The organism is Bergeyella porcorum, from assembly GCF_042427575.1.
Taxonomy (GTDB): domain Bacteria; phylum Bacteroidota; class Bacteroidia; order Flavobacteriales; family Weeksellaceae; genus Bergeyella; species Bergeyella porcorum.
Map to the genome: position 1 here is coordinate 251515 of NZ_JBHMFD010000013.1, position 11470 is coordinate 262984.

12 protein-coding genes are annotated in these 11470 nt (G+C 38.4%); 7 read left to right on the forward strand and 5 right to left on the reverse strand.

Going from position 1 to position 11470, the window contains the following annotated elements; genetic code table 11:
- Window position 1 precedes the first annotated feature (1 nt).
- From ACFFUE_RS09240 to sucC, 3 genes are all read left to right on the forward strand, one after another.
- Window positions 2-178, forward strand: coding sequence for a hypothetical protein (locus tag ACFFUE_RS09240; RefSeq protein ID WP_327984910.1), 177 nt, complete (start codon window positions 2-4; stop codon window positions 176-178).
- Complete coding sequence (locus ACFFUE_RS09245; RefSeq protein ID WP_327984909.1) at window positions 175-561, forward strand: DUF423 domain-containing protein; 387 nt, start codon at window positions 175-177, stop codon at window positions 559-561. Before ACFFUE_RS09240 ends, ACFFUE_RS09245 begins: the two co-directional genes overlap by 4 nt.
- A 170-nt stretch (window positions 562-731) precedes the next feature.
- Window positions 732-1922 (forward strand): ADP-forming succinate--CoA ligase subunit beta, encoded by a 1191-nt coding sequence (gene sucC / locus ACFFUE_RS09250; protein ID WP_376834685.1) that lies wholly within the window; start codon window positions 732-734, stop codon window positions 1920-1922.
- 124 nt (window positions 1923-2046) lie between these two features.
- Here the strand turns inward: sucC and ACFFUE_RS09255 are convergent, their stop codons facing one another.
- From ACFFUE_RS09255 to ACFFUE_RS09270, 4 genes are all read right to left on the reverse strand, one after another.
- Entirely contained in the window at window positions 2047-2511 is a 465-nt protein-coding gene (locus ACFFUE_RS09255; RefSeq protein ID WP_376834687.1) for a PEGA domain-containing protein, read from the reverse strand.
- 9 nt (window positions 2512-2520) lie between these two features.
- On the reverse strand, window positions 2521-2904 hold the full coding sequence (locus ACFFUE_RS09260) for a hypothetical protein (protein ID WP_376834689.1): 384 nt from the start codon (window positions 2902-2904) through the stop codon (window positions 2521-2523).
- A 243-nt stretch (window positions 2905-3147) separates the two neighbouring features.
- Entirely contained in the window at window positions 3148-4317 is a 1170-nt protein-coding gene (locus ACFFUE_RS09265) for a beta-helix domain-containing protein (protein ID WP_376834690.1), read from the reverse strand.
- Between the two features lie 35 nt (window positions 4318-4352).
- Entirely contained in the window at window positions 4353-6866 is a 2514-nt protein-coding gene (locus ACFFUE_RS09270) for a TonB-dependent receptor domain-containing protein (RefSeq protein WP_376834692.1), read from the reverse strand.
- 186 nt (window positions 6867-7052) lie between these two features.
- On the opposite strand from ACFFUE_RS09270, the gene ACFFUE_RS09275 reads away from it, so the two are divergent.
- From ACFFUE_RS09275 to ACFFUE_RS09290, 4 genes are all read left to right on the forward strand, one after another.
- On the forward strand, window positions 7053-7733 hold the full coding sequence (locus tag ACFFUE_RS09275; protein WP_376834694.1) for a response regulator transcription factor: 681 nt from the start codon (window positions 7053-7055) through the stop codon (window positions 7731-7733).
- 23 nt (window positions 7734-7756) lie between these two features.
- Window positions 7757-8776: a sensor histidine kinase gene (locus tag ACFFUE_RS09280; RefSeq protein ID WP_376834696.1), complete on the forward strand. Its 1020-nt coding sequence runs from the start codon at window positions 7757-7759 to the stop codon at window positions 8774-8776.
- Between the two features lie 124 nt (window positions 8777-8900).
- Complete coding sequence (locus tag ACFFUE_RS09285; RefSeq protein WP_376834698.1) at window positions 8901-9458, forward strand: IS1096 element passenger TnpR family protein; 558 nt, start codon at window positions 8901-8903, stop codon at window positions 9456-9458.
- A gap of 142 nt (window positions 9459-9600) precedes the next feature.
- Complete coding sequence (locus ACFFUE_RS09290) at window positions 9601-9996, forward strand: hypothetical protein (RefSeq protein ID WP_376834700.1); 396 nt, start codon at window positions 9601-9603, stop codon at window positions 9994-9996.
- 182 nt (window positions 9997-10178) lie between these two features.
- On the opposite strand, the gene porV is transcribed toward ACFFUE_RS09290, so the two are convergent.
- Window positions 10179-11324, reverse strand: coding sequence for a type IX secretion system outer membrane channel protein PorV (gene porV / locus ACFFUE_RS09295; protein WP_376834702.1), 1146 nt, complete (start codon window positions 11322-11324; stop codon window positions 10179-10181).
- Window positions 11325-11470 lie beyond the last annotated feature (146 nt).

Below are 11470 nucleotides of genomic sequence, written 5' to 3' on the forward strand. Positions count from 1 at the left end.
TATGATTTTTCAGCTGATACAATACGCCTTACCATTGGTGTTTATTTACCTTGGTATTGTTATTAAAAGAAGTAGTGACCCAAGATTTCAGTCGGCTAAGAAAGTCGCAGATGTTTTAATTTTGGTGGGCGTTCTTACATTAATTGGTAGAATTATTTTAGATTATTTTATAAAATGAAAAATTTAGTATTAGTGATTGGAGCGTTGTACGGATTTGCTTCTGTGGTACTAGGGGCATTCGGGGCTCACGCTTTTAAGAAAATTCTTTCTGTGGAACGCTTAGAAAGTTTTGAAGTAGGCGTGCGTTATCAGATGTATTCTGCGTTATTTCTCCTAGTTGTAGGTTGGATTTTCAAGTTTGAAACAGGAACTGAAAAATGGATTTCGTGGTTGATGATTTTGGGAACATTGCTATTTTCTGCAAGTATATACTTTTTATCTTTCCAAGACCACTGGGGCGTTAGTCTAAAGTTTTTAGGCCCTATTACGCCTATTGGGGGAATGCTGATGCTTGTTTCTTGGGGGATGCTTATTGTCTATTTTGCAAAGCAGAAGTTTTAAATTATCCCTAAAATCATTGCCCACAAAAAAAGGAATGGCATAATGGCAAACCAAGGAAATTAGACCATATTTTATTTTTTCAGAAAAAAAACTCGGATAATCACTTTGGTTTTCTATCTTTTTCTTAAATTTGTGGAACTTTAAAATTAATTAAAAACAATTAAAATATTATGAATCTTCACGAGTATCAATCTAAAGAGATTTTAGCGAAGTATGGAGTTGCTATTCAGCGTGGTTTCGTTGCCAACAATGTGGACGAAGCTGTAGAGGCTGCTGGAAAACTGAAAGAAATGACAGGAGCCGAAGGCTGGGTGGTAAAAGCTCAGGTACACGCTGGTGGGCGTGGTAAAGGAGGAGGTGTTAAGTTTTCTCCAAACTTAGACAAACTGAAAGAAAACGCACAGAATATCATTGGAATGCGTTTGGTAACGCCACAGACTTCTGCAGAAGGTAAATTGGTAAATTCTGTTTTGATAGCGGAAGATGTTTACTACCCAGGTGAGAGCGAAACTAAAGAGTTTTATGTTTCTATTCTTTTGGATAGAGCACAAGGTAAAAACACTGTGGTTTACTCTACCGAGGGAGGTATGGATATAGAGCAAGTGGCGGAAGAAACACCACACCTCATCCATAAAGAAACCATAGACCCAGCTTTGGGATTGCAAGGTTTCCAAGCTAGAAAAATTGCTTTCAACCTTGGTTTATCTGGTAATGCTTTCAAAGAGTTTACTAAATTCATTACTAATCTTTACAATGCTTATGTAGGAATTGATGCTTCTCTTTTTGAAATCAACCCTGTATTGAAAACCTCTGATGATAAAATCATCGCTGTAGATGCTAAGGTAACTTTGGATGATAACTCTCTTTTCCGTCACAAAGACCTTGCTGAACTAAGAGATAAAAGAGAAGAAGACCCAATGGATGTGGAAGCTGGTGAAGCGGGGCTTAACTTCGTAAAACTAGATGGTGATGTAGCGTGTATGGTGAATGGTGCTGGTCTTGCAATGGCTACAATGGACATCATTAAGCTTTCTGGTGGTAACCCTGCTAACTTCCTAGATGTGGGTGGTACTGCAGATGCGGCAAGAGTAAAAACAGCGTTTGATATTATCTTGAAAGATGCTAATGTAAGAGCTATCCTCATCAATATCTTTGGAGGTATTGTAAGATGTGATAGAGTAGCACAAGGGGTAGTAGATGCTTACAAAGCTGTAGGGGAATTCCCAGTACCGCTTATCGTAAGATTGCAAGGAACTAATGCTGAAGAAGCTAAAAAGTTAATTGATGAGGCTGGACTTCCTATCCACTCTGCAATTACTTTGGAAGAAGCTGCTAATAAAGTGAAAGAAGTATTGGCATAACGCCTTTTAACTCTAAATTTAAAAAGCTCAAAGTAAAAATTACTTTGGGCTTTTTTGATAGAAAAAGGAAAGAAACACTAGATTTCTTTCCTTTGGAATGGTTGTTTAAGTGTATGCTAGTGGTTTACAATTTCTCCAATTGTCCCACTTTTTTCCAATTGTTATCTACTTTCAGGGAAACGGCAATGTAAACTCCGTTATTATTTGTTTTGAAAGCAGTACCTTGTTCTAATTGTGCATTCAGCTCTTTAGGACTAAGCTGGTACATTGCTCCCGTAATTGGGTCGATGATAAGCCCTACAATTCCTCCAAATACGAGATTCCCTAAATACCAAGCGTTAAACTTTTTGGTTAATTTCGTTTCATAAGGCTGGTATCCGTCTAGTTTTATTGTAACTGCGTATTCTCTATTTCTGTTGAGTTTGGTTTCAAAAGGTGTTTTTCCAACTTCTACTTCGTCAATAAAAACGGTAGCTTCACTAGGAGTACTTGTAAAGCTTACTTTTTGTTTGCTTCCAGAAATGATAGTTGCACAACTAGTAGCCGTTAAAGTAGCGGCTAAACCAATTAAAAAAGATAATTTTCGCATAATTTTAATTTATTTAATTTGTAATTGATATTGAGATAAAGACTTTACATCCCCATCATACTTATAGAAATCCACTTTCATTCTATAGCATGAACTCCATAAGTCTGGGGTTTTATTTTCGGTCACTTTTACAATATTAGCTCCATTTTCTCTTGCTATTTGTCTTGCTTTGATGAGGTTAGAGTTAAAATCACAATCTGTAGAAAAACCAGAGTCTCCAAACTTTGCCTCACCAACTTTTCTAGCATCTTCTGGTACTTTATGATTAATGTCTAAAAAAGCAACTTTATCGTTAGAAGTCAAGGCTTCTTCTTTACTTGTAATAGATGTTTTTACCGTAGCTGCACAACTGAATAATAGCAAGGTGCTTAAGCTTAAAATAAAATGTTTCATTGAGTATGATTATTTAATTAATGCTCAAATATAGGATTTTTATTTTTTGTATCCAAATTAAATTTTGTGTAAATTAGAGTGTGGTTATTGGTGGAATTTTAATGTTTAATTTAAACAAGTGTTTGATTTTATGAATATTTTGTAATTTGATTAGTCGGTTTTTCAATTGATTATCCGATAATTAAAAAGAGACTGCTTTATAAAAAGACAGCCTCTTCCGAAAAAAATGATGAGAAAGGGTTACTATTTAAAATCTCTTGTCCAGCCTTGTGCCCAGTCTGGTACTCCAGAGCCGTTACCAGCTCCTGTAGCTGAGGTGTTTACAGTAAATGCACCCGTAACATCTACCACTGTGCCAGCCGAGTTGGTTCCTCTTGATTGCTGGGCTACATTTTCAAAGTTAACATTGGTAAGTTTTAAGTCTCCAGAAGTGATGTGTCCTAGAGTAACATCGTGCTGAATGTCGATACCTCTAGACCAGTTGGAAAGGAATACATTGTCTAGTTTTCCTTTAGTTCCTACTCTTAGTTTTAAAGCTTGAGATTCAGAACCGCTGGTATTTCCTACCAAAGTAATATTGGATAGGGTAGGGTTAGAGAATGGGCTAGCACTGTTGTTATTACTATTGTTATCTGCCTCAATACCTCTGTTGCCTCTGTTATCAAATCTGTTGGAATACCAGTATTTACCATTTCCGTTCCAGCCTTCTGTCCAGTCAAAAGCATCATCATCAGCACCGTTTACGATGAGGTAGTTAGAATTTACCGTTCCACCAAACCACTCGATGCCGTCATCATTAGAAGCGTAAACTTGTACATATTCTACGGTAGTTCCTTTTCCAACTCCGAAAAGAGAAAGTCCATTAAACTCCTTTTCAGCATTGAAGATGGCTCCTGCGTATTCTATTCTTAGGTATCTGATGCTTCCAGAGTTGTCGTTTTCATCCGTACCACCATAAGGCGAAGCGCCTACTTCAGAAGAAGCTGTCGTAGCTCCGGTATTGATAGGTGCTTTTCCACAAATTACGATGCCTCCCCAGTCGCCTGGCGTTTGGCTTGGAGATGTGAATACCACAGGATTGGTTGCAGTACCATTGATATTGATTTTTCCTCCTTGGGCTACCAATACATAGCCGTTGGTTCCTGCTGTAGAGTTGATTTTGGTTCCTGCAGGGATGTTAAGTGTTCCTCCGTTTTCTACAATTACAGGTCCTGTAAGGTTGTAGGTTTTAGAGGCATCTAGCGTGAGTACTTCTCCACTTTTGATGGTAACTTTTAGGTTGTTAGCATCTACGCTAATGCCACCGTTATCAATGATGTACTCTTCGTTGTCTCTTCCACAAGATTGTAGCGTAATGCCTGTTGCGGTTAGAAATGTTGCTGCAATAGCAATGGTTCTGATTGTTCTTTTCATTTTTTTTACTTTTTATATTAATACTTTTTATTTTTTTAGAACTGATAAGATAGTCCAAGACTTGTTCTCACCCCTCTTCTGAAGGATTGTACTAGAAGGTCGTTATCTGCATTTTGCTGTTCTCTTTTGATGTAAGGATTTAGGAGATTTTTCCCTGAAAGTGAAATTCCAATACCGTTTTCAAATTTGAATTTAAGGGTGGAATCTAGGGTAGAAAAGCCTTTGTCAACGAGGTTTCCTCTTCCTGTATACCCTAGAGAGTAGATATTATCCGAGATATAAGAATAAGCTACCGTAAAGTCCATTTGGTTTTTATTCCACTTATGCTCTATCCCGAGGTTGACATTTCCTAAGAAATCCGAAGCTCCTTGGAGTTTATCACTCTTGGTATTGAAATTGGTACTGATGCCCAAAGTTTTGTTTTCAGCCAATGTTTTAGCATTATCAAGTTCTTGGTAGGTTTTAAGGTAAGACGCGTTAAGGAAAGTGTAGAATTTGGTTTTACCATTCACTTTGAAAAGGTCTTTTCTCAATTCAAATTCAGCTCCATAAACATATCCGTAATCTCCAGAGTTGACATAGGAAATCTCATTGGCGGCAGATACGATGGTAATTCTTGAGATTGGATTTTGAATGTATTTACCGAATGCGGCAAGGGAGATGAGTTCGCCTGCTTTTGGGAAAAATTCCCATTTAAGGTCTGCATTGTAGTTGTCGGCAGGTTTTACATCTGGGTTACCATAGCTGGTCTCGTTGATTTCATCGTATGCAAAAGGAGCAATTTCCATAATCATTGGCGTGGTATAGGTTTTAGATGCTGCGAAACGGAGATTGTTTCTATCATTCACGCTATACTTCACATTGAGGGAAGGGAGGAACTTGTTGTACACTTTATTTTTGCTTCCCGTTCCGAAAACTTGTACATCCCAATTAATCAATTGGTCGAGTCTATCATAGCGTACACCCAATGTACCTGAAATTTTATCGCTTAGTTTATATTCTATATTGGCGTATCCTGAGTGATTTTGCTGGTTAGAATCAAACATTGCAGGAACCATAGCGGTAGGTGTAGAGCCTATTAATCCTCTATAGGTACGGATGTCGAAATACCCTGCTTGGTAGTTAGCATTGTTAAAGAAACTACTAAAATTATTGATGTCTACGGGAGCGGTAGTGTTGATAATTCTGAAATTGAATTGTGTCGCACGGAAATCAGTATCGATATGTCTTCCCTGATAGCCAAAGGTGATTTTTCCTTTATCGTTTAGCTTGTAGTCTAAGTGAATATCTCCTACGAAGTCGTTTTGAAGGAAATCATCAAAATATCTGTTGTTATCTGCTGTAGAGTTGTTAGAGAAAGAGTAAGCACCACCTATATCATTTTGTCTAGCAAGGTTTTGCGTTCTATCAGGTCTTTTAGAATCTAGTCTATTGTATCCGATGTTCCAGAAGAGGTTGAGTTTATTACTCAATTTATTATCTCCCGATAATTGGTTTACGAAAAGGTCGGTATGTTTGTATTCACCTCTTCGGATGAATCCTGTTTCGTTTTCGGCGATATCACGGATAAATCCTTTCCAAATGCCCAATTTTTGTTCTGTGGAATGGATGTAATTGGAAGTGAATTTTACCTTATGATTACTATTGATTCTGTAGAATAGGTTGAGAACGCCTACGGTATTGGTGCTGTATGAGTTTTGCTCTCTGTTCAGTTCATTAATTCTATTGCCTTGGGCGTCATAGGAGTTTTGTGGTCCTTGGATGTAGTTGAAATCATTATCAAATCCACCATAGGCGAAAACATTAAGCTTACCCGAACCAATGTTGAAAGTTTTTCCTAACTCCACATTCAGGGAAGAGTTAATCGGTGTGAAGAATAGTTTGTTTTCTAATGAATTTTGAAATACATAGCCACCATTAAAGATTTGTCTAGCAGTAGGTTTTGCTGTGGCGTGGTATCCGAAGTAATTAGGGCCTTGATTTAGTGGGAAACTTCCTCTTTGGAAGCTATTGAAGTTTACACCACTTCCAAGTTCTATTTTTGCATAGGGTTTTCCAGAATGTTCCTTAGAATAGATATCGATATTAGCCCCATTCATATCCCCATAGATTCTTGGTGTATAGACTTTTTCTAAAGAAAGATATTCTATGATGTCCGTTTTGAAGATGGATAAATCAATGTTTTTATATTTAGGGTCGCTAGATGGGATAGGCAGTCCATTCATTGTGGTTGAGTTGTTTCTATCTCCCAATCCTCTCACGAAGATTACGCCCGTTCCTTCTTGTTTTTGGGTTCCTGTGGCTTTGGTAACGGCAGTAGCTACATCGCCTACACCTTGCTTGGAGAGTTGAGCACTTCCCACGCGTTCCACCACTTCTACAGATTTTTTTTGCAGATTGATGATATTGTTTTCTGCTCCTTTTTTAGTAGTTCCTTTTATGGTTACCCCTTCTATTTTTTTCTCTGTTTTCAGAGAGTCCTTTTGTGCGTAGAAGGTTCCAGAGGCACCAAAGAATAAAACTGCAATACTCAGTGTTTTTACTTTCATTTTTTTCGTTAAATTTTTTCGGTGCAAAGAAAATCATCATCTGGAGAAGAGGCGGTTTAGCTAAGTTTAAATATTTTTTAAATAAATTTTAAGCACTTAAGGGAAATGTTAATTTTTTATGAACATTGGAAATCCTGTATTTTACTTCATTTTATTTAGCTAAATTTGAAAGTTCAAATAGTAAAAATGAATCCGAAAAAAATTCTTTTAATAGATGATGAGCAGGATATTCTCGAAATTCTATCGTATAATTTGGAGAAGGAAGGTTACAAAGTTTTCACTGCAGACAATGGAAATACGGGTATAGAAAAAGCAAAAGAAGTTTTGCCAGATTTGATTCTATTGGATGTAATGATGCCCGAAAAAGATGGGATAGAAACTTGCCAAGAGCTAAGGAAAATAAAAGAACTACAGAAAACATTGATTGTTTTTCTTTCCGCAAGAGGCGAGGAATTTTCTCAGCTGGCAGGGTATCAGGCAGGAGCTAATGATTATGTGGTGAAAGTCATTAAACCCAAAGTGCTGATTTCTAAAATTAATGCTTTATTACAGCTTACCACCCAAGTAGATGAGGGAGCCAAACCTATTAAAATAGGGGACTTGGTGATTGATAAAGCTAATTTTAAAGTAACCAAAGGCGGACAACCTTTTTTACTTCCTAAGAAAGAGTTTGATTTGCTTTATCTCTTAGCATCCAATACAGAGAAGGTCTTCAAGCGAGAGGAAATTTTGGAGAAGGTATGGGGTAATGATGTCATCGTAGGAGAAAGAACCATAGATGTACACATCCGCAGACTGAGAGAGAAAATAGGCGACGCTACCATACAAACCCTGAAGGGTATCGGCTACAAACTGGTGATTGATTAACTAAAAATCGGTTTAATATTCCTATGAGATTCAGTAGGCTTTCGTTGTTTTCCGCATTGGTGATGACCATTGCCATCACGGGCATTGTGGTGCTTTATGACTATGTCCGAGCCATAGAGCTCAAAGGCCTCAATACCGATTTGATGTTCGCCATCAGTATGTTTTTAATATTTCTAATCAACTATTTCGGGGTAGATTTCTTGTTTTCTACCTATGGGAAAAGGCAAATCAAAAAGATGACCAGCGATTTGCCCAAAGGCTTTCTGGAAGATACAGAGAATGTGAATTTCAAAGAAATTTCTGAAAAACTGACCAGAAAAGCATCAGAAATAGATATGATAAAGGAAATGGAAGCGTACAGAAAAGAGTATATTGGGAATGTGTCTCACGAGCTGAAAACCCCACTATTTTCCATCCAAGGGTATATAGAAACGCTGAAAGATGGTGCGGTGGAAAATCTCGCCATTCGGGATAAATATTTGGAACGCATCGGGTTTTCCGTAGAAAGACTCATCAATATCGTGAGCGATTTGGATATGATTAACCGCTTTGAAGCTGGAGAGATAAAACTGAAACTGACAAAATTTGACATCAATACCCTCATAAGAGAAGTGTTTGATATGCTCTATTTCGAAGCAGAGAAAGTAAATACCACGCTATCCCTTAGCAGTTCTGCCCCCATTATCTTTGTAAATGCCGATAAACAGAAGATAGCACAGGTGTTAATTAATCTGATTTCTAACGCTATCCATTACTCTAATAGGCAACAAGCACAGGTTTTAGTGAAAACCACCGTACTGAAAAACTCGGTGCTGATAGAAGTTTCTGATAACGGAATGGGCATAAAACCCGAAGCACTTCCAAGGATTTTTGAACGCTTCTACCGCGTAGAAAGCAGCCGAAGCAGGAGGGAAGGAGGCTCTGGGCTGGGGCTCGCCATTGTAAAACATATCTTAGAAGCTCACAATGAGAATATTACTGTAGAGAGTACATACTTAGAAGGGACTTGTTTTAGTTTCTCCCTAGAAAAGGCAAACGGATAGGGCGACAATTTAAGGAAATATTTTTACATAAAATAGTTACTTTTTTATTTCACCCATTTTGCAATTATTATATATTTGCACCCGAATTAAAATCTAATAACAGAAGTCTTTTTTTAATAAGTTTATGGTTTACAAAATCCGAATTATTTTAGACACCAAAGAGGATATCTTTCGTGATGTAGAGATTAAAGAGAAACAAACGCTGTGGAACCTTCACTTGGGTATCAAAAGTGCGTTTAGCTTGCAGGGGGACGAGCTTTCTACCTTCAATCTGGTAGAGAGCGATGGAACGGTACTGAAGAGCGTTCCGCTGGAAGATATGAGCGATGATGGCGATGGCGAGATAATGAGTGATGTTTACATCAGTGAGGTTTTTGAAAAGGTAGGCGATAAAACCCACTTCCAGTATGGCTTGTTTGACCTGTGGGAGTTCTATTGCGAGCTGATAGAGATTATAGATGAAAAGCCAGCCGTTAACTATCCTATCACCGTGTTTCGCTATGGAAATGTGCCTCTGAAAGCTCCAAGCAAGAGTGGAAATGGCAAGAATATGATGGCACTTTTGGATGAAGATTTCGGGATGGAATTTTCAGGAGAAGGCTTTGATGATGTCGATGATTTTGACGATGAGGAAGAAGATGCAGGCTACGCTGATGACTTCTATGATGACGATGAAGATTAGTAGATTTAAAAAAAACGAACAATAGAAACACTCACTTCGGTGGGTGTTTTCTTTTGTTGATATAGAAAGAAGCTGTAAGGTGACACACTATGTTTTCATATCAATACTTCTATCAAATAAATTTTGGATAGTTGCCTAGCCAATGCTCCATCGGTGTGGAAGAAAATTTCCATCGGTGTGGAATAAAATTTCCGTCGGTGCGGAAAAAAATTTCCATCGGTGCGGAAGAAAATTTCCGTCAGTGCGGAAGAAAAATTCCGTCGGTGTGGAAGAAAAATTCCGTCGGTGCGGAAGAAAATTTCCATCGGTGTGGAAGAAAATTTCCGTCGGTGCGGAAGAAAATTTCCATCGGTGCGGAAGAAAATTTCCGTCGGTGCGTAAGAAAATTTCTATCGGTGTGGAAGAAAATTTCCATCGGTTCGGAATAAAATTTCCATCGGTGTGGAATAAAATTTTCGTCGGTGCGGAAGAAAATTTTCATCGGTGCGGAATAAAATTTCCATCGGTTCGGAATAAAATTTCCGTCAGTGCGGAATAAAATTTCCGTCAGTGTGGAAAAAAAATTCCGTCGGTGCGGAAGAAAATTTCCATCGGTGTGGAATAAAATTTCCATCGGTGTGGAAGAAAAATTTGAACCGTTTCTAATCTTATGGCTTACTGCCTAAAGCGTTAAAGTGCGGGCATAAAAAAAGCTGCCCTTTTCGGACAGCTTCTGTTGGTTTATCTATTGGCGTTAGAAGTTTCCTCGCCGATGTTCCAAGTAAGACCAAATCTCAGGGTGTTATCCAAAGCGGTATTAACCTTAGAGGTGTTGATGAGGTAAGATAAATCTAACCCGAACGATTGGTATTTCAGACCCACACCCACCGTGGCAAACTGGCGAGCTCCTTGCGAAGCATCTTCGTGGAAGTAACCTGTTCTCACCGCAAAGGTATCATCATAAGAGTACTCTAAACCACCGCTGAACATTAGGCTCTTGGGATTGCTAAACGATTTGCCAATACCGCTCATCACCCCAACATTTGGAATTTGATAAGAAGGAGTCCCGTCAACATTTCTGAGTTCGGCGCCTGGTACTAAAAGTTTAGAGGCTTCTACCGTTAGCCCTACTTTGTTAAGGTCGTCAAGGTGTAAATCATACCCTGCACCCAATCTCGCCATTGTAGGAAGGTAAGAACGGGAGTCTTCATTTCCAGTATAATCCAGCTTTGGCCCAAGGTTTTGTACTGCCCAACCTGCTCTTACTTGCCCTTCATAATCCCCGAAAGAGGTGTGTTTTTCAGATTCAAAATATCCAGCAACATCTACGGCAAAGGTATTGGCGGCTTTCATTGGATTATCAGAGTTGAAGCCACCAAAGAGGTCAGAGCGGATGAAACGCCCCGTTACAGCCATAGAGTAGTTGTCAGAGAGTTTTAGACCATAAGCCAAGTCAATGGAAAATTCATTAGGTTTTGTAGTCCCATTGGAAACAATCTGAGAGCCTACAATGCTATTGAGTTCTACTTCTCCCATATTGAAGTAATAGATACTTGCCGATAGGGTAGAGCGTTCTTCTTGCCCTAGGAAAGTATGGAAAGAGCCATAAAGTAGGAAGACATCATTGGTAAGCTTGCTCATATATGGCGTATAGTTTACCCCTACGGAAGATGTGGTTTTGCTGAATGGGTATTTTGCGGCGTTCCAAAACTGAGAAAAAGCATCAGATGAGGTGGCTACTCCTTGGTCTCCCATAGCCCCACCTCTGGCATCGGGTGCTATTCTAAGGAATGGTGCTCCCGTTAAAACAGGTGGTTTTTCCTGAGCGGATAGAGCTGTAGCAACTCCCAAACTAAGTCCTAAAAAAAGTTTTGATTTAAAGTTCATTTTATTCTTATTTAATAGTTATTACAAAAGTAAGATTTTAAAATTAAAGTTTTAAGTTTTAAATGTTGAGTTTTCAGTTCAAGGTTCAATATTCAAGGTTAGAGGTTCAAGGACTAATTCAAAACTCAGCACTCAACCCTCAATAC